General features: G+C 38.1%; 21 protein-coding genes and 1 pseudogene. 14 read left to right on the top strand and 8 right to left on the bottom strand.

Going from position 1 to position 25765, the window contains the following annotated elements:
* Window positions 1-4: 4 nt before the first annotated feature.
* Window positions 5-1000: a mannose-1-phosphate guanylyltransferase gene (locus ADICYQ_RS14860; protein ID WP_040416495.1), complete on the bottom strand. Its 996-nt coding sequence runs from the start codon at window positions 998-1000 to the stop codon at window positions 5-7.
* Window positions 1001-1349: 349 nt separating this feature from the next.
* On the opposite strand from ADICYQ_RS14860, the gene ADICYQ_RS14865 reads away from it, so the two are divergent.
* Both ADICYQ_RS14865 and ADICYQ_RS14870 read left to right on the top strand, forming a co-directional pair.
* Window positions 1350-1850, top strand: coding sequence for a UpxY family transcription antiterminator (locus ADICYQ_RS14865; RefSeq protein ID WP_020889480.1), 501 nt, complete (start codon window positions 1350-1352; stop codon window positions 1848-1850).
* 127 nt (window positions 1851-1977) lie between these two features.
* Complete coding sequence (locus ADICYQ_RS14870) at window positions 1978-3765, top strand: glycoside hydrolase family 15 protein (RefSeq protein WP_020889481.1); 1788 nt, start codon at window positions 1978-1980, stop codon at window positions 3763-3765.
* Here the strand turns inward: ADICYQ_RS14870 and ADICYQ_RS14875 are convergent.
* The gene (locus tag ADICYQ_RS14875; protein ID WP_040416498.1) at window positions 3755-4153 is read right to left on the bottom strand and encodes a hypothetical protein; all 399 of its coding nucleotides are present in this window, start codon (window positions 4151-4153) and stop codon (window positions 3755-3757) included. The genes ADICYQ_RS14870 and ADICYQ_RS14875 overlap by 11 nt on opposite strands.
* Before the next feature lie 188 nt (window positions 4154-4341).
* Between ADICYQ_RS14875 and ADICYQ_RS14880 the strand changes: the two genes are divergently transcribed.
* On the top strand, window positions 4342-4686 hold the full coding sequence (locus ADICYQ_RS14880; protein ID WP_020889483.1) for a single-stranded DNA-binding protein: 345 nt from the start codon (window positions 4342-4344) through the stop codon (window positions 4684-4686).
* 110 nt (window positions 4687-4796) lie between these two features.
* Here ADICYQ_RS14880 and ADICYQ_RS14885 read toward each other — a convergent pair whose 3' ends face one another.
* Complete coding sequence (locus ADICYQ_RS14885) at window positions 4797-5783, bottom strand: aldo/keto reductase (protein WP_020889484.1); 987 nt, start codon at window positions 5781-5783, stop codon at window positions 4797-4799.
* A 153-nt stretch (window positions 5784-5936) separates the two neighbouring features.
* Between ADICYQ_RS14885 and ADICYQ_RS14890 the strand changes: the two genes are divergently transcribed.
* Window positions 5937-6233 carry a Dabb family protein gene (locus tag ADICYQ_RS14890; RefSeq protein WP_020889485.1) on the top strand — a complete coding sequence of 99 codons (297 nt, stop codon included), beginning with the start codon at window positions 5937-5939 and terminating at the stop codon, window positions 6231-6233.
* 46 nt (window positions 6234-6279) lie between these two features.
* On the opposite strand, the gene hslV is transcribed toward ADICYQ_RS14890, so the two are convergent.
* Together hslV and ADICYQ_RS14900 are read right to left on the bottom strand one after the other, a co-directional pair.
* Window positions 6280-6822, bottom strand: coding sequence for an ATP-dependent protease subunit HslV (gene hslV, locus ADICYQ_RS14895; protein WP_020889486.1), 543 nt, complete (start codon window positions 6820-6822; stop codon window positions 6280-6282).
* Between the two features lie 90 nt (window positions 6823-6912).
* Window positions 6913-8567, bottom strand: a pseudogene (locus tag ADICYQ_RS14900) (pyruvate dehydrogenase complex dihydrolipoamide acetyltransferase).
* Between the two features lie 122 nt (window positions 8568-8689).
* Here ADICYQ_RS14900 and ADICYQ_RS14905 point away from each other — a divergent pair.
* The 8 genes from ADICYQ_RS14905 to ADICYQ_RS14940 all read left to right on the top strand — a co-directional run bounded on the left by ADICYQ_RS14905 (window position 8690) and on the right by ADICYQ_RS14940 (window position 16512).
* Window positions 8690-9658 carry a YheT family hydrolase gene (locus ADICYQ_RS14905; RefSeq protein ID WP_020889489.1) on the top strand — a complete coding sequence of 323 codons (969 nt, stop codon included), beginning with the start codon at window positions 8690-8692 and terminating at the stop codon, window positions 9656-9658.
* Window positions 9659-9676: 18 nt separating this feature from the next.
* A complete protein-coding gene (locus ADICYQ_RS14910) occupies window positions 9677-10375 on the top strand; it encodes an SOS response-associated peptidase (protein WP_020889490.1) in 699 nt (232 codons plus the stop codon).
* On the top strand, window positions 10375-11277 hold the full coding sequence (locus tag ADICYQ_RS14915) for an MBL fold metallo-hydrolase (protein ID WP_020889491.1): 903 nt from the start codon (window positions 10375-10377) through the stop codon (window positions 11275-11277). The genes ADICYQ_RS14910 and ADICYQ_RS14915 overlap by 1 nt, the downstream gene beginning before the upstream one ends.
* Window positions 11278-11362: 85 nt before the next feature.
* Entirely contained in the window at window positions 11363-12361 is a 999-nt protein-coding gene (locus tag ADICYQ_RS14920) for a 3-oxoacyl-ACP synthase III family protein (RefSeq protein WP_020889492.1), read from the top strand.
* Window positions 12334-12969, top strand: coding sequence for a hypothetical protein (locus ADICYQ_RS14925; RefSeq protein WP_020889493.1), 636 nt, complete (start codon window positions 12334-12336; stop codon window positions 12967-12969). Before ADICYQ_RS14920 ends, ADICYQ_RS14925 begins: the two co-directional genes overlap by 28 nt.
* A gap of 141 nt (window positions 12970-13110) precedes the next feature.
* Window positions 13111-14694 carry a toxin-antitoxin system YwqK family antitoxin gene (locus ADICYQ_RS14930; protein WP_020889494.1) on the top strand — a complete coding sequence of 528 codons (1584 nt, stop codon included), beginning with the start codon at window positions 13111-13113 and terminating at the stop codon, window positions 14692-14694.
* A 45-nt stretch (window positions 14695-14739) separates the two neighbouring features.
* The gene (locus ADICYQ_RS27160; protein ID WP_020889495.1) at window positions 14740-14889 is read left to right on the top strand and encodes a Lacal_2735 family protein; all 150 of its coding nucleotides are present in this window, start codon (window positions 14740-14742) and stop codon (window positions 14887-14889) included.
* 183 nt (window positions 14890-15072) lie between these two features.
* Window positions 15073-16512: a DUF6600 domain-containing protein gene (locus ADICYQ_RS14940; RefSeq protein ID WP_146947798.1), complete on the top strand. Its 1440-nt coding sequence runs from the start codon at window positions 15073-15075 to the stop codon at window positions 16510-16512.
* 197 nt (window positions 16513-16709) lie between these two features.
* Here the strand turns inward: ADICYQ_RS14940 and ADICYQ_RS14945 are convergent, their stop codons facing one another.
* Window positions 16710-17633: a sugar phosphate isomerase/epimerase family protein gene (locus ADICYQ_RS14945; RefSeq protein ID WP_020889497.1), complete on the bottom strand. Its 924-nt coding sequence runs from the start codon at window positions 17631-17633 to the stop codon at window positions 16710-16712.
* Between the two features lie 453 nt (window positions 17634-18086).
* Between ADICYQ_RS14945 and ADICYQ_RS14950 the strand changes: the two genes are divergently transcribed.
* The gene (locus ADICYQ_RS14950; protein WP_040416500.1) at window positions 18087-18944 is read left to right on the top strand and encodes a DUF8201 family protein; all 858 of its coding nucleotides are present in this window, start codon (window positions 18087-18089) and stop codon (window positions 18942-18944) included.
* A 333-nt stretch (window positions 18945-19277) separates the two neighbouring features.
* Window positions 19278-19580, top strand: a complete 303-nt coding sequence (locus ADICYQ_RS14955) for a hypothetical protein (protein WP_020889499.1) — start codon at window positions 19278-19280, stop codon at window positions 19578-19580.
* Here ADICYQ_RS14955 and porU2 read toward each other — a convergent pair.
* On the bottom strand, window positions 19569-24623 hold the full coding sequence (gene porU2, locus ADICYQ_RS14960) for a putative type IX secretion system sortase PorU2 (protein WP_040416503.1): 5055 nt from the start codon (window positions 24621-24623) through the stop codon (window positions 19569-19571). The two genes, ADICYQ_RS14955 and porU2, sit on opposite strands and share 12 nt — an antisense overlap.
* Entirely contained in the window at window positions 24610-25716 is a 1107-nt protein-coding gene (locus ADICYQ_RS14965; RefSeq protein ID WP_040416541.1) for a putative type IX sorting system protein PorV2, read from the bottom strand. Before ADICYQ_RS14965 ends, porU2 begins: the two co-directional genes overlap by 14 nt.
* Window positions 25717-25765: the final 49 nt, after the last annotated feature.

A 25765-nucleotide genomic window follows, 5' to 3' on the forward strand; every position in this document is an offset into this window, starting at 1 on the left:
TTCCTTAATTTAGTAAGCTTGGATTTTCTTTTTCTAATCGTTCGTAAACCTTCTTAACGTCTTGGGCATTGCTCCTGTTCAGTACAAGAATAGCATCTTTGGTCTCTACCAAGACGATATCCTCCACGCCTACAAATTCAACGTGTTTGTCAGAACCCAACACAAGGTTTTCACCTATTCTTTCTTTGCTCCCAACGGGATAATAATCAAATAGTGCTTCGAAAGACCCCATATCAGACCATGAGAAACTTGAAGGTACAACTTTTATCTTGTCAGAACGCTCCATTACAGCATAATCTACACTTATCGAGGGTATTTTCATACTTAAATCAAGTGGCAAGAACCCATTGTCAGCATTTTCAACTGCCAACTTTGAAGCCTTTAGCACCTCAGGCTCATATTTTCCCAACTCACTTAAGTAGGTACCTGCTGCAAAACAAAACATCCCACTGTTCCATAAAAAGTTACCTTGGTCCAAATAGGCTTGAGCCTGCTCTAGTTCAGGTTTTTCTCTGAAACCAAGTACATTATTCCCATCATGCTCAATATAACCAAAACCTGTTTCCGGCTTACTTGGAATCAATCCAAACGTTACCAAAAACCCATTCTTAGCCATATTTACCGCCTGGGTGAGCGAATCATTGTATATTTCTTGATCTCCAATCAAATGATCGGAAGGTGTCACCAACATTATCGCATCTTCAGGAAGAGACAAAGCTGCAAAAGCTATAGCTGCAGCTGTATTTCTTGGAGCAGCCTCCACAAGCTCAATATAATCAGAAGTGCCTGTATTTTTCAAAATTTCTCGAGAAAGCTTATAATTATCTACTCCCCCTACAACCATTACCTGGTTACAGACCTCTGAATTTCTAACAACAGTCTTCTCAAAAAGTGACTGCCCTTCAAAAATTGGTAAATATTGTTTTGGTCTACTCTTTCGGGATAGGGGCCACAATCGACTGCCTACACCTCCCGATAATACCACATTAACGACTTTCATTTATTTGCATTTTGGCTGTTATTGGCAGAACATGACCTATTCATCTGTCTGTCCACAAAATATAATCTATTAAAACTAAATATTGGTTCTTTAATCTTTTTCAAAAATAGGTGGTAGCAATAAAAATACCAAATAAAACAATGTTCTTTTAAATTATGTCACAAAAGTAAATAAAAAAATCAAGAGTGTAAAATATAATATAAATCACATTTTTTATCAATCAAAAACCATTTAAAAGGGTTCAAAACTTACATCACTGGTGTTTATTTAAAAAATTCAATATTTTTATAAATGTATAGTTGAACTATGCCCGATAATTTCGGTACTTTCGAATTTTAACCCTCAAAGTATGACCGAAAAGCTTAATTGGTATGTTATGTATACCGCCCCAAGAGCAGAAAAAAAAGTAGCTCTTAGGCTCCAAGAGAAGGGTACCGAAGTATACCTACCCCTAATAGAGGAGATCAGGCAATGGAGTGACCGAAAGAAAAAAATCCAAAGACCATTATTTAATGGCTATATTTTCGTACATACAAGTAAGGAAAGGCTATGGGAATCCTTACAAGTAACTGGTGCTGTCAAGTTCATCAACTTTTCTGGAGAACATTCTTTCATCCACCAAGAGGAGATTGATACCATTCAGAGGATTATTGAAACTGGGGTTTCGGTGGAAGTCGATACCGATACTATTGAGAAAGGTGAAATGGTAAAAATACTCGGAGGGCCTTTGCAAGGTTTTCAGGGAGAATGTATAAAAAAGTCTAATCAGGATTATTTTATCATCAGAATTCCGAGTATTAACCAAAGTGTTCTCGTGAACGTCCCAAGGAAATATTTAGAAATCATCTAACAATATATTACCACATCACTAAAAAAAATACAATATTTTTAATAACTTGTCTCATCTAATGGGGTTTTTAATTTCATTTCGTTAAAAAATTCGTTAATCCGATCATTTTAAAACATACCGCATTTTTATGGAAAAGCATACATATGGCACCGGACTTATTGGCAATTGCAGCTACATCGCTCATATTGAGAAAAACACAAATATAAGCTGGCTTTGTATGCCTAGGTTTGACAGTGATTTTTTATTTGGTAGTATGCTCGATAAAAATCGTGGAGGAGAATTTACGGTATTGCCTCCTCACGATAACTATACCTCCAGGCAAGAATACCAAGAAAATTCAAATGTTCTGGACACGTATATAGAGACTGCGGAAGGCGAAGCTTACAAAGTCACGGATTTTGCCCCCAGGTTTTTTAACTATGACAGGTATTTCAAACCTTCAATGTTAATCAGGAAAATTCAACCGCTAAAGGGAGAACCCAAAATCAAAATCAATTGCCAACCCGTATCCGATTATGGTAAAAATAAGTTAAAAGCCATTCCAGAGAGCAATCACATACAATTTTCAGGAAGGGATCAAGAAGTAAGACTTACCTCAAATTGCTCCATAACATATATTATGGAGGAGCAGGCTTTTCACCTTCAAAAAACAATTTACCTGGTACTTACCTACGGTAGTCCTTTGGAAGCACCAATAGAAAGCACTGTCGAAAACTTTTTAATCGCTACTCTCAAATACTGGAGAAACTGGGTTAAATCCACCAGCATACCTAATTTCCATCAGCGATTGGTCGTCCGCTCTTCTTTAGTTTTAAAAATTCATCAATTTGAGGATACGGGAGGAATCATAGCTTCCTCCACATCTAGTTTACCAGAATCTCCAGGATCAACAAGAAATTGGGATTACAGGTATTGTTGGATGAGAGACGCCTATTACACGCTGAATGTGTTTAACCACCTTGGTCACTTTGAGGAACTGGAAAGGTATTTTGAATATTTGCAAAATCTCCCTACGGACAAACGAGGAAGGTACCAGCCATTGTATGCCATCTCGGGTTCGTCCAAACTTGTCGAGGTTATATCTGACCTAGATGGCTATAGAGGAGAAAAACCTGTTCGGTTTGGCAACGATGCCTACACGCATATCCAGAATGATTTATACGGACAAGTATTGGTGAGCCTGCTCCCGCTTTATGCAGACAAAAGATTTGTAGAGTCTGAAAAAAGCCATTCTAAACCTTTTATCCATAACCTTCTTAGCAAAATAGAGGAAACCATGGATGAAAAGGATGCTGGACTATGGGAATTCAGAAATTTAAAACAAGAGCATTGTTACACCTTTCTTTTCCACTGGGCTGGCTCATGTGCGGCCATCAAAATTGCAGAAAGAATGGGGGATACAGAAATGAGGGACAAAGCCTTAGAGCTTAAAAACAAAGCCATTCAGAAAATCGAAGCCTGCTACATTCCCGAAAGAAAGGCCTACGCACAAGCCATTGGTACCACACACATGGACGCGAGTACTCTGCAACTGATTACTATGGGTTATTTCGGAGATGACATTGAAAAGGCCAACGATCACCTCAAGGCTTTGGAAGAGGACTTGCTGGCCAAAAACTTTTTATTCTACAGGTACAAACATCAGGATGACTTTGGTGAGCCAGAAACAACTTTCCTGATTTGTGCATTCTGGTACATAGAAGCATTGGCTTGTGTCAATCGTCTTGATGAAGCGATGGAAGGCTTTGAAACGCTAAGCAAATACTGCAATCATTTACAACTCTTTTCAGAAGATGTAGACCAGCACACTGGTAGCCAATGGGGAAATTTCCCGCAAACGTACAGCCATGTAGGCTTACTTAATGCGGCTTATAGAATAGACAAAAAATTGGACAAGCCTAATTTTATCCTTTGATAAAATTAGGCTTGTCCAATGGGTCACTTTTCAGTCTTACAACCAAAATTATATCTTGATCTAATTTCAAATAACCATAATCATAGCAATAAATATAAACATTGCCTTTTTTATTGGTGTATGAATGTGTTCCATATTTAAATAAAAACCCGCTTTCCAGAAGCTTTTCTCTTGAAACTTTAACCGTGTCATCCTCCTCATTGAGGATTCCGGCAAGAATATTCCTATTCTTTTTTAAGGCATTATTAATGTTTCGAATCAGGTTATTACTACCTGACTTCATTTTATTGTTGTAGTGATTCCGGCAATAATCATCGCAAAAGCGCTTGTCTGATCTCCCACTCAATGGTGCTCCACAGTCAACACAATTCTGATTTTGATTCGACATCCTTTTTAAATATGCTTAAACAAACTTAATATAAGCATAAAAAGGATTAAAAAAGCGTTTGTAATCGTTTACAAACGTTTACAAACGGAAATAAACGAATACCGTCGGACTAAATTTAAGCGTGTTCACCAACTTTGTACTGTTCCAATTCGGGATATGTTTTAACAATAACGCTAAACAATAAAATCATGAACAGTATCAGAAACAACGTACAATTGATCGGTAGACTAGGCGCCAAAGCAGATTACAAAACAGTAAAAGGTGACACCCCGATGGTAAAATTAAATCTTGCAACCAATGAAGTGTATAAAAACAATAAAGGGGAAAAAATTGAAGACACTTATTGGCACAACTTAGTGGCCTTCGGAAGACCTGCTGAAATCATCCATAAATACACCGACAAAGGATCCGAAATATGCATACAAGGAAAACTAGTCAACCGCTCTTATGAGGACAAAGACGGTCAAAAAAAGTACATCACAGAGGTACAGATCACTGATGTATTGCTTATGCGGGACAAACCCCAATCCTGAAAAGTTTTAAAACCCAAAATATACATTAGACATTCTATTGTATATTTTGGGTTATACTAATTGATTGGCTTATTTAAGTGCACCCAAAAATCCTTTTCCAGCATTCAATTTTACCATTGCCCATGAACCTCAGACCGAAGGTATTTGTCATAAATAGCTTTAACTCCCTCCATTTCTTCCACAGTGAATTCCGGTAATGCAGAGGCCGAAACATTTGATCTGACCTGATCTACCTTTGAAGCTCCTGGTATAACAGTAGAAATGGCACCGAACATCAAAACCCATTTAATCCCCAGTGAGGCTAAATCCCTATTGACTCCCAATAGCGCCTTTAATTCCTCAACGGCTTCAATACCTTTGTGTAATGGAACACCGGAAAAGGTCTCTCCTTTATCAAAAGCCTCTCCAGCTCTGTTAAAAGTCCTATGGTCCTCCGGATGAAACACCGTTTCGGATGTGATCTTCCCTGACAATAAACCACTTGCCAAAGGCACCCTTGCAATGACCCCACAATTATTTTGAAGGGCCAGGTCAAATAATTCTTCAGCAGGTTTTAACCTAAACATATTAAAGATTACCTGGATTGTTGCTACGTTGGAATATTCCATTGCCCTTATGGCTTCAGCAACCTTTTCTACACTTACTCCAAGGTGCTTTATTTTTCCCTCCGTTTTCAAGTCCTCAAATAGGCCGAAAATTTCTGGCCTTTCAAAAACCATTGTAGGCGGGCAGTGCAATTGGATCAGATCAAGAGCCTCTAATCTTAAATTTCGTAAACTTGTCTCTACAAACGTTCTTAAAACTTCTGGAGTATACCCTTCATTGGTGTGGGGTTGAATTTGACGTCCACATTTTGTTGCCACAAAAACATTCTCAGTTCTTTCTTTCACCACCTTCCCTACTGCCTGCTCACTTAGACCGCCATCATACACATCCGCAGTATCTATAAAATTAACCCCTTGGTCAATTGCCTCATTGAGAATTTTATAAGCCTGATTATGATCAAATCGACCTCCCCATCCACCTCCTACTTGCCAGGTTCCAAGTGAAACTTCAGACACTTCCATTTCAGTTTTACCAAGTTTTCTGTATTTCATAATTCCTCAGTTGCTGTATTTTTTAAACTTATATATTTATCTTTATTAATATTATTCAATGCTATATCAAATTGCTTGCAAATACCTCATAATTCTATGAGGTTATTTTAGTTAGCAACTTGAAATATTACCCTATTCAAACAAAAAAACATTATGATAGTACACCAAGTATATTTTTGGCTTCACCAGCCAGAAAAAGATTTGAACGCTGTATTAGACGGCTGCAAAAAAATAGCGCTAACCAAAAGTGTAAAAAGCCATTCGATAGGTAAAGCTGCCGCCACTGAGAAGCGTGAAGTGATCGATGACAGTTACGATATCGCATTAATGGTTAATTTTGATAGTATCGAAGACCATGACGACTATCAAGTGGATCCTATCCATCTTCAATTTATCGAAGACCACAAGGACAAATGGGCCTCTGTTAAAATCTACGATTTCGAAGTATAAAAGAAGGGAGGGTCTCTTGACTTTAAGAAGTCCTCCCTTCTTTTTTTTAATTTGTCACTTTCTCAATTATCAAATTGTGGTTGGTGTAAATACAAATATCCGCAGCAATCGTCAAGCTTTCTTTGACCATTTCCTCTGCTGTTAAATTTGGGGCGAATTTCTTTAATGCTCTTGCCGAAGACTGTGCATACATGCTTCCCGATCCAATAGTGGCTATTCCCAGATCAGGCTCTAAAACATCTCCAGTACCTGAAATGATAAGGATATCTTCAGCATCTGCCACTATCATCATGGCCTCCAATTTGCTTAGCATTCTATCGGTACGCCATTCCTTAGCCAATTCCACAGCGGCTCTTTTCATATTATTACTGTAGGCGCCCAACTTTTCTTCAAATTTTTCTAACAGGGTAAATGCATCTGCAGTAGATCCAGCAAATCCAGTGACAATTTTCCCGCCCTGTAATTTTCTGATTTTATTGACACTGCTCTTTGCTATTGTATTCCCCATCGTAGCTTGACCATCAGCCCCTATAGCCACTTTGCCATTGTGCTTTATTGCGACCACTGTGGTCGATTTTATTTTTCCCATTTTAGTTTTTAAAGTATTTCTCAATAACCGTACTAAAAACAAAAAGTCCTATTTCTAGGACTTTTTGACATATTATATTAATCAGAAATGTCAGATTAACAATCTAACTGGCTCTTCAAGTAAACTTTTTAACGTTTTGAGGAATGATGATCCAACAACGCCATCTACAACCCTATGATCGCAAGAAAGGGTAACTTTCATGATATTTCCTATCTTGATTTCACCATCCTTAACTATTGGAGTTTGTTTGATTCCTCCAATTGCCAAAATACAGGCATCAGGTGGATTAATAATAGCAGTAAACTCCTCTATCCCAAACATACCAAGATTAGAAACGGTAAAGGTATTTCCTTCCCAGTCCTTAGGTTGCAATTCTTTATTCTTGGCTTTTCCAGCCAAAGATTTGGCCTCTGTAGAAATCTGAGAAAGTGATTTGCTGTCTGTGAAGCGAATTACTGGAACCAATAACCCATCATCTATTGCAACGGCCATACCGATATGAACATGATCATTGTACCTGATCTTGTCTCCCATCCATGCAGAATTCACAGCAGGATGTTGTTTAAGTGATGCTGCAGCTGCTTTAATGACCATATCATTGAATGAGATTTTGACCGGAGCCACTTCATTCATGCTTTTTCTAGCCTGTATTGCACTGTCCATGTTGATTTCCATGGTCAGGTAGAAATGCGGCGCCGTAAATTTACTTTCCGCAAGTCTCTTCGCAATTACCTTTCTCATTTGAGAGACTTTCACATCGGTGTAAGACTCTTGACCAATGGCCACTCCACTACTTGGAGCTGTTTCAGTAGAAACTTTAGACGGAACAAAGTTCTCTATGTCTTTTTTAATAATTCTACCGCTATCGCCTGATCCTTGAACCTGTGAAATATCTATACCTTTCTCACTCGCCATCTTTTTAGCAAGAGGAGAAGCTTTTATTCGTCCATTATCAGCAGAATGAGCATTCGTGTTAGTGGATGCACTTTCTTTTTACCTTCTTCTACTTTAGGGGTAGCTTTCTCTTCTTTCGGAGCATCAGCCACTTCAGCTTCTCCACTAGAAGTTGATTTTTGTTGATGAGCTTTGAGCAAGGTTTCAAAATCAGCACCTTTCTCACCAATGATAGCGATTACACCATTCACTTCAACAGCATCGCCTTCGGCTACTCCTATATAAAGCAAAGTACCATCATCATAGGATTCTAATTCCATGGTGGCTTTATCAGTCTCCACTTCTGCCAGAACATCACCAGACTTAACTACGTCACCTTCTTTCTTCAACCAGCTGGAGATAGTTCCTTCCTGCATGGTGTCACTCATTTTCGGCATAGTAATTACTGTAGCAGCAATTCCTGAAACGTCTATATCAGCAGCAGCATCTTTAGGTTTTTCTTCAGGTTTATCCTTGGTATCACCTTTAGATCCCTCATCACTTTTATCATTCGGTGCACTTTCTCCACTTCCTCCGGATTCTATATCCTTTAAAAGAGCATCTATATTTTCGCCTTCTTCACCCAATATAGCAATGACTCCATTGACAGGTACGGCATCTTTTTCCTTAACCCCAATAAAGAGCAAGGTACCTTCATCGTAAGATTCTAGTTCCATGGTCGCTTTATCAGTCTCCACTTCTGCCAGAATATCTCCGGGTTTTACTTTATCACCTACCTTTTTCAACCATTGTGCGATTACCCCTTCTTCCATGGTATCGCTCATTTTGGGCATTCGTATTATTTCGGCCATAAGTTAAATTATTCGAATTCATATTTTCAGCAATCCAAAAATAGTTCTTAAAATATGTTTATTCAAATTTAATAATAGTATTTTCACGTAAGATAGATTTTTAGATTGAGTAAAACCATAGAATGCCAGTAGTTAAAACATCCAATTACAACCGTAACCAGCTCCTTTTCAATGGTCACCTTCAAACCATATACCCTGCTCTTTTTAGAAAAAAAGTTATTTTACCCTTTAAAAGAGAAAGAATTAAAACTCCAGATGATGATTTTCTAGATCTAGATTGGCTTAAAAGGGACAGTAAAAGTTTGGTCATTATAAGTCATGGGCTTGAAGGCAATAGCCAACGACCCTACATGACAGGTATGGCCAAAGTCTTTTTTGACTCAGGATATGATGTTTTAAATTGGAATTTAAGGGGATGTAGTGAATCAATAAACAAAAAACCTATTTTTTACCACTCAGGAGCTACCTATGATTTAGATTCTGTAATTTCACATGCCGCTAAAAAATATACTTCTATCAATCTTGTGGGATTTAGTTTAGGCGCGAACATTACACTGAAATACTTAGGTGAACCATTTTGGAAAAGTAAGCTAAAAATAAAAAAAGCAATCGCAATTTCTGTACCAATGGACTTAGGGGGATCATGCGATAAGATAGATGGCCTTAGAAATAAATTGTATGCTGTTAACTTCTTACATTCCTTAAAGCAAAAAATAAGGCAAAAAGCACTGGTCTTTCCTGATAAATTTCCGACCAAAAAACTTTCCCATATTAGAAGTATCAGGGCTTTTGACAATGAATATACGGCTCCGCTTCATGGTTTTATTGATGCCGATGACTATTATAACCGATGCTCAGCGCTTCATTATTTGTCAAAAATAAATCATCCTACGTTGATATTAAACGCTCAGAATGACCCATTTTTGAGTAATTCTTGTTTTCCATCAATGATAGATGCGTATTCTGAAAATTTATTTTTGGAATACCCAAAACATGGCGGACATGTAGGCTTTAGCCCGAGATCAGGACAAGAGAGATTTTGGTCCGAAACCAGAGCATTAGAGTTTATCCAAAGAGAAAATATAAACTAAGATTTTGAAATCATTATTATGTGTGGAAGATATTCGCTCGCAAAATCAAAAATTGAACTTGAAGACAGATTTCAGGCAGAAATGCTGGAAGATTTCAAGCCAAGGTACAATATTGCCCCTTCGCAATTAGTCCCTGTAATCACTTCGGATAGTCCGAAAGGTTTTTCCCATTTCTATTGGGGAATCACTCCCTCGTTTGCAAAAAATAAGCCAGTAGCCAATAAGCTTATTAATGCCCGGTCAGAAAGTATTACAGAAAAAATATCCTTCAAAAATTCTTTTAAAAAGAACCGGTGTCTTGTGCCGGCAGATGGTTTCTATGAATGGAAAAAGGTGGGTAAAAAAACCAAAGTTCCCTACAGGTTTGTCTTTCTAAATGAATCTTTGTTCTCATTTGCTGGGATATGGGAGGAATTTGAAACAGAAAAAGGAGAGATAGCGCATACATTTACCATACTTACGACTCGCCCTAATCTTTTGACTTCTGAAATACATGATAGAATGCCCGTTATACTTACAAAAGAAAATGAGGAAAGATGGCTTAATCTAAACAGCAGTGAAGCCGAACTTTTAAGTATGCTAACCCCATATCCTGACGAGCAAATGACCAAGTACACTGTTTCTCCGATGGTCAATCAAGTGGCAAATGACAGTCCTTTTGTAATCAGAAAAACGCTACCTATGGATCAATTTGGCAACTATACTCTTTTTGGATAATGTATTCTATTGAAATCATTGATTTAAAATTTCAGCAAGCTGAAAAAACAATTGCAAGCTTCCTTATCAGGGGAAAAGGGAAACCAGTATTGGTGGAAACAGGCCCGCACAGTACTTGGGATGAGCTAAAGGGCAGCCTAGGTAGATTAGGTATAAAACCGAGTGATCTAGGCGCAGTGCTTCTTACTCACATCCACTTTGATCATGCTGGTGCAGCATGGGAATTTGCAAAAGAGGGAGTAAAAGTTTACCTCCACCCCATGGGGCTACCCCATTTAGCAAACCCAGAAAGGCTCTGGAAATCGGCCGCTAAAATTTACGGTGATGACCAAATGGACCAATTATGGGGGCCAATGGAAACGATCGATGAAAGCTTGCTGGTACCTTTAGATGATGGTAAAACAATAACAATTGGCGATCTGACTTTTACAGCCATTCATAGTCCCGGACATGCGATTCATCACATTGCATGGAAATTAGGAGAGGTTATATTTACTGGTGATGTAGGAGGCGTTAAAATCGACAATGGGCCGGTGGTACCACCTTGCCCTCCACCAGACATCAACATCGAGGCATGGAAATCATCTATTAAAAAAATACTGGACCAGCATCCCAAAAAATTATACCTAACTCATTTTGGCCAAATAGATAATCCTGAAGAACATCTAAGTCAACTAGTAAAAATGCTTGACGACTGGGCAAACTGGATGAAAGTGCAATTTGACAATGACCGAAATCCGGCAGAAATAACTCCGGACTTCATGCATTACACATCACAACAGATGAAAAGCCAGGGTGCAAGCAAAGACCTCCAATCCCTCTATGAATATGCTAACCCTAGCTGGATGTCAGTAAGTGGATTAATGAGGTATTGGAAATTGAAATCCGAAGGTAGGATTTAAGCTTTTTGGGCTCAGTTATCAGATCCAAAATTGATTTTTCAATTAAAATCAACATATTTGCTTACCAATTAATATCACTTACAAAATGCTGAAATCAATTATAGCAGGTGCTGGACATTATTTACCGGAAAGGATTGTAACCAACGATGATCTTTCGGAGATGATGAATACCAATGACGAATGGATTGTAGAAAGGACTGGAATACACGAAAGAAGGTGGTTTACTCCTGGAGTTGATACCGTCACAAGTATGGCTAAGAACGCCTCCATTATGGCGATTAAAAATGCAGGAATAGAAACCAAGGCAATTGATTTTATCATTTTTGCCACTGTTACTCCTGATTATTTCATTCCTGGTAATGGCGTATTGCTTCAAAGAGAACTTGGTCTTCAAGGAATAGGCGCTTTAGATGTTAGAAATGCTTGTTCGGGCTTCATCTATGCCCTCTCAATAGCCGATCAATTTATTAAAACCGGTATGTACAAAAACATATTGGTTGTAGGTGCTGAAATTCAATCTTCTGCCTTAAACAAGAATGATGAGGGAAGATCAAGCGCTGTTATTTTTGCCGATGGAGCAGGTGCTGTGGTTTGTAGCGCTTCTGAAGATGAAAATAGAGGTATTTTGTCTACCCATTTGCATGCGGATGGAGATTTTGCTGAAGAACTTTACGTAAAGGATCCTGGAAGTAGTAGAGAGGTAAGGCTTTCTCAAGAACTTATAGAAAGTGGTTCTTTCAATTTATCGATGAATGGCAACACTGTTTTTAAACATGCTGTTTTAAGGTTTAAAGAAGTAATCGAAGAAGCTTTGGTTGCCAACAATGTTGAGAGCAAAGACATTGATTTGCTTATCCCTCACCAAGCCAACCTAAGGATAAGTCAATACATTCAAAATAAAATGGGGCTTAGGGACGACCAGGTATTTAACAATATAATGTATTATGGGAATACCACTGCCGCAACCATCCCAATTGCGATAAGCGAATCGCTTCAACAAAACAGAATTAAGAAAGGTGACCTTGTTTGTCTGGCAGCTTTTGGAAGCGGGTTTTCATGGGCTTCTGCTCTTATGAAGTGGTAGTAAACGATAAAAATAAAGCTCCTTTTGACCAACTCTTAAAACTTACTAAAGACCGGGAAATATTCCAAAACATAAGCCAGGCCAAAAAAGAATTTGTCGCGATTTTATCTTTAGTAGGCAATGGTGTTACTTATGATAAACTTGATGGAATTCACGAAAACCACAAAGGTATAAAAATCAGTCAAGGCAATGAATTACAGAATTGCCCATATCAGGTACTTGATATTGTTCGTGATTTTGACATTAATCTTGGATTAAATATTAGGGCCTTACATTGGTGGGGACGAGGAGCCTATTTGTTGGTTTACCTTGGGACTGATCACCCAATGCTTCAAGTTCCATATCGTTTGCTACAATGGATTAAGAATAATTCCTACGATCTAACCAACACCAAACTGTTCGACTACAAGCAAATCATTGATGAAGGTCAAATTGTATCGAGCGAAAAACTCGAACTGAAGCAATTAATAGATCACCTGAGTAGCGGCAAACCTTTCCAGATTATCAAAGAAATCCCTGTAAAGGACAAGTTATCTCTCGAAAAACACTTAGGAAAAGAGGTTGAAAAAGTATTAAATTGGATGAATTTGAAAAACAATTCCTTTTAAGGTTAATTCATGCTTTAATGCCACTATTAGAAATATTATTAAACTTTCCCCTAACTAAATATAATTTTTTAACTATATAATGTAAATTGGAACCAAGATTGTGTGCATTCCGTATGTCTTTATAAAATTGATAAAATACTCATGAAATATACATTTTCCTGGCTTTTGATGATTTTTTATGTGTCTTCCTCTTTTGGACAAGGCCAAGTGGTGAACCTTTACAACAATGATTCCACTCTGATGGGCAATGGTGTAATGCTCAACAATAAAATGGATGGGTTATGGAAGTTCATCAACCCTAAAACCAATAGTTTAATCCAGCAGGGAAATTTTAAAAACGGCTTAAAAGACGGGCAATGGATTATTTATTTCTCCAACAAACAAAAACACATTGTCGCTGATTATAAAGACAACAAAAGAAACGGCTCATTTTTAGAATATGATTTGGGCGGAGCTTTAATAAAAAATGCAGTCTACCAGGACAGCGTTTTAGTAGGCCCCTATAAAGAATATTATGGCAATCAAGGCAATTCAGGTTATGCCAATCCTAAACAAGTAAAGACCGAAGGGGATTATTTGAATGGTAAAAAAACTGGAAAATGGATTTTTTACTTTGATAATGGGAAAACTGCTGTAGAAATAAATTACAAAGAAGGCTTAAAAGAAGGCTCCTACAAAGAATACGATCCTTTTGGTCAGTTAATCGTAGATGCAAATTATTCTAATAACCAGCCGGACGGGGAGTTTAATAGATATTCTTCTTCAGGACGAATTCAAGAAACAGGAGAATACAGTTCCGGCCGAAGAGTAGGCAAATGGGTAAGTTATTTCCCCGACTCTAATATTACAGAATCGGAAAAGCTCTACGATGAATCAGGTCATAAATCTGGCACTTGGAATTATTATTACGAAAACAGAAGAATGGCGAGAATTGAGCGCTACGAGAACGATATTCCTGTTGGAAAATGGGAAGAGTTTTTCACTGATAAATCTGTATCCAAACAAGTGATTTATGATTTGGGTGTCCCAGTAGGAGATTACATTGAAAACCATATCAACGGAAAACCTTCTGTGAGAGGGCAATACGACAATGGCTTTAGATCTGGAGTTTGGAAAAGTTATTACCCAGAGGGCAATATTTATTCGCTAGGAGAATATAAGAATGATTTGAAATCAGGCTTGTGGAAATATTTCAACAAAATAGGAATATTGATAGCTGAAGGGAGCTACCAACTCGGCAATGAACAAGGTCAATGGTTTTATTACTATGATGGTGGTCAATTGAAATCAGTGGGAAGTTATTTACTTGGTCAGGAAGACGGCATGTGGGGGCTCTTTTATGACAACAAACAACTTACTCAAGAAGAAACCTGGGATTTTGGCAGACTAATAAATGTAAGTGCGTACAGCAATTTCGATGGAACCAAGACATTAAATTCAGGTACCCTTAAGGATGGAAATGGTACCAGAATCACCTATTACGTTAATGGGGCAAAGGAATCAGAGGGAAATTACCAGTCGGGCAAACCTGATGGTATATGGAAATATTACCATGACAATGGTAGACTGGCCTCTGAGGGAAACATGAAAGAAGGTAAAAAAGAAGGTTCTTGGAAATATTACACCCGATCAGGCAACCTAGAAGATATATTGAAATTTGAAAATGATGAGGTTTTGGCTGATGATGCTCCTGAAGTAAGTGACCTGTTTCAAGATTTCAATTAAATAAAAAACAATTCAGTATTTATAAGGTTAGGTAAATAAAAAATTATGTTTGGCCTATTTAAAAAGAAATCACCACTTGAAAAGCTTCAGGAACAATATAAATCCTGCTTGGAAAAAGCACATAAAGCCTCCCATCACGATCGGAAGCTTTCGGACAATTTAATGGCTGAAGCAGAAGAAATAGCAAAAAAATAGACGCATTAAAAATCCCTTAATTACCCATACTCAAAATAATACTTCATTTTCAACACAATACACACTATTAATTGGTATTATTTATTTTTTACACTGGCATATAACACTTATATAGATTTCCTTAATTAAAACTTGGAACACTTATTGCCAATGTATACTTGTTATCACCAATAATGATGTGCCATGAAAAATACAAAAAGTAACCGGACACCATTTTCAGCTTCATTTAAAATTATAACCTTAGGTTTGTTAATGTTCATTGTGGGCAGTAAGCAAAATGTTAATGCTGCACCTATCTCTGTTTCATTTCAGGTTTTCTATGATGAGTTAAGCCCATATGGGGACTGGATAGAAGATCCAAATTATGGATTTATTTGGGCTCCATATGTAGACCAATCTTTTCAACCATATAGGACAAACGGACATTGGGTAATGTCTACTTATGGAAACACATGGGTCTCTCAATATGATTGGGGTTGGGCACCATTTCATTACGGAAGATGGTTTTTCAGTGATTTTTACGGATGGGCATGGATCCCAGGCTATGACTGGGGACCTGCTTGGGTCAATTGGAGATCAGGTAGAGGGTATTATGGCTGGATGCCACTTGGGCCTCAAACTTATTTCTATAGTACCGCAGGCTATTATAACCATTCCCATTGGGTATTTGTACCTAGAAGAAGGTTATTGAGTAGAAGGATTAACAGGTACTATATGCATGGTAGAAATGCCAATGTGATTTATAATCAGACCACAATAATTAATAATACTTATGTTCAAAACAACAATAGGTACATTTCTGGCCCTAGTCGTTCTGAATTACAACAGGTAACAAGGGGTAATGTTCCAGTTTTTGAGGTGACACAAGGAAGAAGACCTGGAAGAACCTCTTTAGGCAGAAATAGCATTAATGTCTACAGGCCTCAGGTCTCTTCAAGGTCCTCATCAAGAAATGAGGTTAGTTCTAGACCCAACAAATACATGAGTGCTAAAGACTATAGTAAGACCCGATCTACAGTGGCTAGACCATCTAATAGTAGATCATCAACCGTTGCTTCTCCAAGAAGTTCGAACGTACGATCTGAAGCACTTAGAAATAGCAATACGCCTGCAACACGTTCAGCGAGAAGTGCTGTAAATGCTAATACAGGCAGAAGCAACACACAACAGAGAAGCGTTTCACCTTCAACGAACACTAGGTCAAATAGTAGTGCAAGCCCGAATAATAACGTTATTCAAAGAAGGCCAACGACCACACCTTCAAGAAATGAATCACGTAGCGTTACTCCAAACTATCAACAAAACAGAAGGACTACTACAACACCTTCTCAGAGAAACAGCGGGGTAAGTACTCAGAAAAGGGAGACAAGACAAAGTACGCCTACTCAAAGGCAGGTGATAAAAAGCACACCTACCCGAAGTAATTCTAACACTCAAAAAGTGACTCCTACAACAAGGAGTAGTAATAGGGTTCAAAGTACGCCTCAGAGATCTAATGCAAGGGTTAAATCAAATAGTAGTAATAGCAGTCGTTCTCAAACAAGAACTACTCCAAAAAGTACCACAAGAAGTACGGGGAGCACCACTACTACGAGATCCAGTAGATCTTCTAGAGGCAATTAACATGTAAAAATTGTCGTTGAATCACATATAAAAATGACAATCCCCAATAGAAAGTTTATTTTGTGATGAAATCACTTCCTGAGAAACGTCAGGACAAGCGAATAAGAACCCTATTAAATAATCAGGGTCAAAACAATAAATTAAAAAAGGCAGCTTAAGAAATAAGCTGCCTTTTTTAATTATAATCGCTCTAATAGTTAGGATGCTGCTTTGACAATGGCTTTCATTTTAGCCAGGCCAGTTTTGGCTACATGAAGTGGATCTTCTTTCCAATATTCTCTGTTGAAAAGCTCAAGCGACAACACTTTATCTCCTCCCATATCTCTAAGGTCTTTTACCACCTGAACCAATGGACCTATCCCGTCACCTGGATAAACGCGGTCTTTGTCTTCTTGTTCTTCCCTTGGAATACCCCCTTGAAAGTCATTCATATGAAAAATCTCTATGGCATTGCCATTAATTAATTTCAGTCCATCAAATCCCGAACCTCCTCTGAATAGATGATAAATATCCGGCAACAAACGGGCGTCAGCATCATTGGCTACAGCTGCCACCATAAGTATTTGCCCTAAATGATAGAAAGGCTTAAATGCACCCCAAAACTCCAACTGAGGCATCACTCCTGTTTTACGACCTAAATCCAACAAATCCTTAAACCTATTTCCTGCTAAAACCAAATCCACAGGTGCCTCAGCTCCAAAACCAGGTGCAGCAACCCGATGACAGCCAATGGCTGCCAACAAATTCATCTCTTCCTCCATCTGCAGAAATCCCTGCCTGCTTTTCTCTTCATCTGCCGCCATCCAAGTGGCAAATCCAATGGCATTTTCAACTTTTAAACCACTGTCCTTAATCATAGAAGCTAAAGTAGCGGTACTATTCCCTTCAGCAAGGTATTTTTTTAAATCCTGAATCCAAATTTCAATCCCATCATACCCAGCTTCCGCGGCTATTTCTATGTACTTGGCCAATCCAGGATCCTGACCTCTAATAGTGCTGGTGTTTAAACAAAATGTAAATTTCCCCTTCTTTTTAGGTGCTGCGAAAGTTGAAACAGGGTGGATGGCAGCCAAAGATCCCAATCCCAATGTTTTGAGTACATTTCTTCTATTATTTTCCATTTATTTGTTTCTTAATTGATGGGGCTTTTCAAATTACAATATAGAAAAGTGCTTTCGACCTGAAAAGGCCTCCTAAAACTACAAAAATATATCACAAATAGTAGGAAAAAGATGAGCAGAACGCATGCCTAAAACGTAATGCTATAAAAAATGAATGAAATAACATTTTTTCACTTTCTAGCCGATGCTACAATACCCTTTTTAATCCCCACCCAACCCTGCAATTAAGTTTAGCAAAGTAGCAGTTGAATTTAAAAACTTATTTTTTTCATCCACCTAATTAATATTGATAACTTTAATGTGAATTGATAAATGAACTTTCAATTTTGTGGTGAAATGACTAAAAATCGAGAGATATAACAATATTTGTCTTCATCATGATAAAAATAGGCGACATCTAAAATTGATCTGCGTCAAAATTTCACAAAACCTCATTTCATCAAAAAGTTAATTATGTGTGAAATAGAACCGAATGTGGAAAAAAAACTATCCAAAAGTACTCTTTACCCTTTATTACTACTTTTTTCAGCTATTCTCACCGGTGCTGTTCTTGACTTTTGGAAATATGGGTCTTATATAACGCCAGATACCATTGGATACTTTAACATGATCCAAGGGAAAGGCACTGATTTGACCACCTTGTCCCCATTTTATGGTTTTATCCTTTCTTTGTTTCCATTCTCACTTCTGTCTGCTTTTGACCGAATAATGGTATCTGGAATCCTAATGTTTTTATTGGCATTTTACTTAATCTTCAAAATCTCCAATAAATCCGAACAAAACAAAACAAATTATTTGCTTGCATTCGGAATAACGATACTCTCTTGGTGGTCTTTTAGAGTTTTGGGCAGGGCACATGCTGACAGCCATTTTTATATTATGTTATTACTTTGGGTATATCTTTTTGTTTGGAAAGAAGAGAGAAGCAAAAGATACTTTATATTAATCAGTTGCCTGTCCGCATTAATGGTTTGGGTGAAATTGAACACATTGTTTCTAATTCCACTGCTGACCCTCTGGGTATTAATAAGCAAAGAAAAAAAGTGGACCTATGTCATTGGGGCAATAATTATTTCTTGGCTCAGCTACAGATGGATGCTCCCTGATAATATATTAGACCTACACCTATCTAACCAAGTACTTCTTCAACCCGATCAAGTTTCGCCAGCAGTTCTACTTTATGAAAATATATCTTCTTTTTTTCAGGTGAGTATTGGAATCCTTTTCTCTGATCTTGTTACCCAATATATACCATTACCAATCGCATTTTCATTTGGCTGTTTAAGCATTTTTTACAATCATTTTACTTAACAAAATTTCGTAAAAGTTTTGAAAACCCTATTTTCAAGCTCCTATTAATCAGCCTTATTTACAGTCTGTTTTTCATCAGTTTTCAGCAATACATTGGCTACAAAGAAATTAACTTTAGGACCTTATTCCCGCATCTTCTTGTTCTCTCATTTGCTTTTTGGATGTATCTGATTCAAAATCATAAAAGAAATACAATAGTCATTTTTGCCTTTTTCATTACTGCCCATACTTCGGTAGGCCACTATATGATATGGCAGAGAAACGATGTATCCTCTCTTTTCTTAGCGGAAAAAATTTGATAGAAGTAGTGAAAAAAAATCGATTGAGGCGATATTGGGGTTACAGCGACAGATTATCACAGACGCTCCTGAAAAAATCATGCTTTCTTTTTCAACGATGGACGTTTTCCAAATAGCGCCCAAAAATCGTTTTGTTGAAGGGAAGAATTACCCACTCAATAAATCCGAGACGAAAGCAGAACTCCAAAAAAACATTGCATCCCTGTTAAATGGTTCTGCAATTATAGTTCTTTTTCATACGGACAGTCTTAAAAAAGAGCTTAGCAATTCCCCTCAGGTCAGTTCGGTTACAGAGAATGACATGGTAACTTTTTATCTGGATAAATCAGCGAAGTAGGTACATTTTACCATAGCCCTTCTTAAATGCTTTATCTGCTGAAGTGTTTCTATGCTCCATAAATTGGCCATTTTTCCTTACCAAAACCCTATATATATAGACCCCATTTGCCAATTGATCCCCGAATTCATCTTTTCCATCCCAAGCATAGGTTGTAATATTGTTCCCGATAGTAATTGGACCAAGTTCATCCTGAAAGATTTCTTTCACCACTTTACCAGTTATGGTCATGATTTGAATTTTAATTTCATCAGGGATTTCTGCTCCAGTAAGGGTAAATACGAACCTCACACTACTACTAAAGGGATTTGGATAGGGGTAAAAATTAGTGATTTGGCTTTCATTAATCACCTCAAAACTAACTTCATATGGCACTGTGCCAGCACTATTCCCTGCTCCATCACTGGCATTAATTCTCAGCGTATAAATACCATCTTCTAATGGCCCAGGCTGAAATTCTATCGTAAAATCTGCATTTTCTGTTGCCTCAAACCATTTAACCCTGGCATTACTGAAACTTACTCTCTCAAAATCGCAGGCTTCACAAGGCTCCCGAAGCATTAATTCCATACCCAAAGTATCTTGTTTCAAGGCAATTTTGTTCTCATCCTTTACCTTAGTAGAAATAATCACTGTTGGGGATACAATGTCTCCATTCATTATATATTTCCCATCAAAGTTCACGTCTAAAACAGGATTTAAATCGTCACCTTTCACCTTAAAATACTTGGGCAAATCCATTACATTATTCGTATAAATTTGCTCTGTTAATATTCTGGGGTTGACAAATACGTTCAATGAATTATCACCTGACTTACCTTTCGAATCAAAATCAATCGTGAAAACCGATGACTCTCCAGCTTTCACTGCAGGTATTTTTGTTGTCTCTCGGGTTATCTTTCGCTGGTCAATATTATAAAAAGAATAGTCTACCTGTATAGAATCAAAAAAATCATGTTTAGAAATATTGATAAATTCAAATGCTAACTGATCCTGCTCCCCTTCATTTAAAATCACTTCTTTGCGTTGATCTTTTAGAATCAATACTCCTTCGGCAACTCCGGTATAGGCAACCTGCCATTTGGACAATTGAGGTAATCTCTTGTCAGGTAAGTCTTCTAAAGAATAGCGTAACCTAAGGAAGGGATAGCTTAAGGCATCAAAGCTAGAAAGATCAACTGTTTCGACATCAACATCTTGCAGCAAAGACACTTCCCCACCATCTGGAGTCACACCTACCACATCCATAGCACTTAGTGACGGATCAAACAAGTCCTTACTTTTTACTTCATTAAAAAAGCTTACCCAATCTGATGCTGGGCCAACTTTTGGTGATAAAATACTACCTGTAGGGAAATATCCTTGAATATCTGTCTCAAATGAAATTACCTGAGCATCTCGTGAGACATCATCATCAACCGTCGGAACAACCTCAATCGCCTCTCCAGCTTTCATCCCCTTTCTTCCAAAAAGTATATAGGGATCACCAGTTTCTAAATTCCTCAAAGTAGCTTCATTTGCGCCTAACTCCTTAAGTTTAAAATAGGCTTCATCTGGCCAATCTGAAAATGTCACCCGTCCAACAGAAAAGATAACGACATAATCATCTTCATTCACACCATCTACAAAATCAAGAAGCATTGTTCTCCCCTCTCCCGTAATGTTTATATTGGAAATACTTTGAATAACTTGTGGCACCCTTCCACAAGATCGAGAATCCAAAACATCTACGGTAACCAAAGGAACAGGTAAGTAGGGCTCTAATGTCCTGTGATCAAAAGCCATTAATCCAAGCGTACCATTAGGGCAAAAACGATTAAAAGTGTCCAAAATATAGGCTACCCCATCGAGCATTATTTGGGTGTTTTCCACTCTGTAGCCCTCATTCTCTGATCCAAAGGTAAAAATATCAATATTTAAGGCTGTATCTTGAAACTGCCAATTTTGATCCGAAAGAGAAATATTTATATTCGAAAGTTGATTGTCCAAAAACTGTGGCAACTTCCTTTGAGTCCACCCTTCCGGGCCCTCTTCAATATAGGAGAAGCTACTTTCTTTCCACGAAACATCTTCGCCTTCTCTAGGTGCTGAAAATTTTGTACGCCAATAATAAGTAAGTGAATCTACTTTTGGAATACCTTCAAATAAATTCACATCCCATCTGGCCAGGTTATTTGTAGTTACTCTAACCTCTTGTCTCTTTGGGCTGGAAAAGTCCGATGCAGTATCAAGTTGAATTATAAGGTTTCTTTGCTCAGTTGCCAGACCTGGTATTTGAGCAATTAATTCTAAATTAGTCTCATTAACAATGCCAAAATCATGAGGGTACAGGTTTAAGGTCCCGCTCAACGGTACAAAAAACGTCACCGAAACAGCGTTGTTGGCATAAGTCATTTCTTCAATCTCACGACTTTTATTCACCGTAATAGTGAACACATTGTCTCCGAATGAATTTATACCAGAATTGGGTATAGCAAGAATCAAGGTATCGAGCCTAAATATAGGCTCTATAGAATTTATAGGCAGGGTTATAACCGTACCATCAGGCAACTGACGCCTGACGTCAATATCCACTTCACCCAAATCAACGATTCCTAAATTTCTAATTGGAATGGTCAACTCCAAGGTATCAGAAAGAGAATTCAGGACTTGATCATTGACTCCACCCAATTCTATGTCGTCTGCATAAATGGCATAGTCAGCTTTATTTGCTGGGAAAATTCTAGCAGCAGGATCCCCCAACATTATAATCTGATTGGCGTGGGATTGGTTAACTTCTGATGATCCATACCTTGAGTAAAATAATTCTTCTGCTTTGAGCTTAACTTTACCTAAATTCTGATAAATCATGCTTGAATCTGCAAATGCGGTATTGTAAAATGATTCGCTATACCTCCTCAAATAAACATCTATACCGATATCTGCATGTGCTAAAAAATTAGAAGCTCCGCGGTCTGGCGTAATGATCCAATCCTCTCCAAAAGTATATGCGTCTCCAAATGCATTTCCTGCATCGCAACCATTTAGAAGCAAAACAGGGTATTTGCCCTTATTCCTATACCCCATTTCATTTACGCTTGCAAAGCCAATGTCTATATCTGTGGTAGAAGGAGCTGCATGCCCGAAGAAAGTCACCAGACTGACCCCATCATTCACCTCATCTGAAACGTTAATCAATTCTGTGGTAGCATTTGACCTTTTTCTAATGGTCTCCACATTCCCTCCTAAATAAACATCCTCAGCGGTCACTTTGAAACCATTGAGAAAATTATAAAACCTCTCGAGTTCAAAAGCTGACCTTCCGCCACTGAGGTGCATCAGATTTTTTTGCCAAGGTTCAGAAACTCCCAATGCGTCTTTTTCTTTTATTTTATCCAAATAGGCCCCAACATCATTGGGTGTTCGGGCAGGTATACGCCCAACACTTATTTTTCTCTCCAGAGGTTTCGAGGGATCCAAGCCTATCACAAAACGATTGTCAGAGTAAGGGAACCCAAAAGTTGGAACTAGCTCTTGAAAAGTAAAAACGGAGGGGTTATTCCTATAAAAATACGTGACTCCAGAAGTCCTTCGTGTATTTATCATCCCATAAGCTCTCCCAATTAACAAAACGTTTTCGGGAACAAATTGCTGTTGATAAAGCTCTAAAAAACGGCGAATTCCTAGGGGAGACTTTTCCCCAAAGGAAAACTGATCATATAAATCCTGGACATTAACGGTAAGCGTGTCAAAACCTCCCCCCAACGGAGTAGCTCTATAAGCGGCATAGGCACCTACCGGATCGCCATAATTGTCCGCCGGCTCCCTCAATAGCTCATGTGAAATAATAATGAAGTTGGCTTGTTGATTGAGCAAATCTCTAAACCTCACCTTCTCTAAAACATTTAACTCGATTACATTACTTTGATTTTGAACCAAAACTTCGCTTGCCCCATCACCGGTAGGAACATATAATTCATTGCCTGACTTCTTAATTTCTAACCTTACAGGATTATTAAAGTCTGCAATATTGTATGCATTATAATCCTCATTCACTTCTTTTATAACCAAAGCCTTATTGGCTTCATTAAACTCAAATGTTTTCAATTCAAAGTCTCCCGAAACATTCGCTGAGTTATAATCTATTTGAGCATAGTTGATGGAAATGTTATCCAGACCATTGTCTACTCCCATGGCGGTTACTTTAATGAAAAAATCACCGGCCTCTGAAAAATCAGTTAATAGAAGCGCTTCACTCACTACTAGATTTTCATATTCCTCAAAAGTAAATTGTCCTATCTCTCTCAAGCTATTCGCTGTAGGGCCAATGGCAACAGAAGCCTTATGAGAGGTCTCTGACCGCCCTACCAAACTAAGGGTTAGCTCTGGGGCCACACCACCACTTACGACTTGCCCAAGTCCATCGAATATTAAAGTTCTACTTCGTCCTTTGGAAATACTTGATGAAGTCCAACCTTGGCCTAGGTCATATTTAGACAATCGAACACCTGGAAAATACTCTCTTCCCATCGTATAATCCTCTGAAAACTGTTGCAATGCCACTAATTTGTAAGTACTTACTTGCTCCAATCCTTCACCAGCGGATGGTGAAGCCATGCGTTTCCCCACTGTCCCAGGGGCGATAGTAAGAAAATAAGCCGTAGTGTCATTATAGGTATTATAATGAGGGTTAGTCATCCAGGATTCATCCTCATACAATAATTTATCTAAGGTTCCGTCATTCCTTTTGCCAACAAATTCCAAATAATCATTTTGATCAAAAGAGCCGTCTTGCTGACCACTAACATAGACCGCTACTTCCTCACCCCTATGAAAAACTTTAATTTCTCGAGGGTCCAAACCATCCATTGAAACTCCTGATGCAGAAAGTGTCGTATAACTCAACCTGTAAACACCATCAGCATAAGTGGGGATTTTATAATAGTCACGGTCATAATTCAACCATTGGCTAGACTGACCATTTACAAAAAAATGCACAAACATACCTGCCACCAATAAGGCAGTACGGAATATCCTGGTTTTGTTTTTTCTACAAGCCATCATATAACCTAAAACCAGACTTTAACGGATTAAGAGAAACTTTTACACTGAAAACATGAGAATAGGGGGTTTCTGATATACTTCCAATATCGGTAAGTGCATAGTCCACCAAAACGGCCTCACTAACCCTGAACCCTAGACCAAATCCAGGTTGGACCGAAGTATATTTAGAGCCATCAAAATCTCTCAGGGATTGCATATTCCCAACCCCAACTCTAAAAAAAGCAGATTGTCGATAATCCAGTTCCATTCCAAACTTAGGTGACAAATTAAAGAGGTCGCTACCATACAAGGTATTTCTTTGTCCATCAAAAGTAAGATCCAAATCCAGTACGGCCAATAAATCAACCTCGCTAGTAAGCTCAAAACTCCGAGATAGGCTTAAAGTAGCCCTGGGCAGAGTTAGCTCAATACTATTTATAGGTATTTCATTTTGTGTTTGAGCGTATATTTCCCTCACCAATTCAGCATTGTGAGACCAGGCATTAAAGGTGGTGGTAATATCTCTGGCCATTAAACCAACTCGCCAACCATTTTCTATATAAATGGCGCCAAAATCTAAACCAAAGCCCCAAGCCTTGGCAAATTTGCCGACATTCCGGTGAATCACCTTGGCATTAACCCCCATTTTAAAATAATCACTTATATCGCGTGCAAAAGAAAGTACCAAAGCATAATCAGCAGCATTAAAAAACTGTATATTATCATAATTCAATGCACCATTGGCATCGTATAAAAACCTCGTGTCGGGAATATCATCTACACCAAACCTAATTAAAGAAACAGCTATCTGATTGTCTTCCTGAATATTTGTAGAGTAACCTGCAAAATCAAATTTTGCAATTCCTGCAAAATATTCTGCATGCATTAAAGAAAATTCGTGTTCATGCTTGATGCCCAATAAGCCGGCAGGATTCCAATACGCGGCTGTGACATCGTTCACGGCAGACACTTGGGCACCTGCCATTCCTAGGGCCCTGGCCCCAATTCCAATGTTCATGAATTCGTTGGAATATTTGGGAGCAATTCCCTGGGCTCCTACAGCTCCAGACAGCAAAATCCCCACCAACACACAAAAATTTGCCCTACTAAACATGAGTTTAAATAATAATTCTTTCGCAAAGTAAAAAGAAAAAACCATTGTA

The organism is Cyclobacterium qasimii M12-11B, from assembly GCF_000427295.1.
Classification (GTDB): domain Bacteria; phylum Bacteroidota; class Bacteroidia; order Cytophagales; family Cyclobacteriaceae; genus Cyclobacterium; species Cyclobacterium qasimii.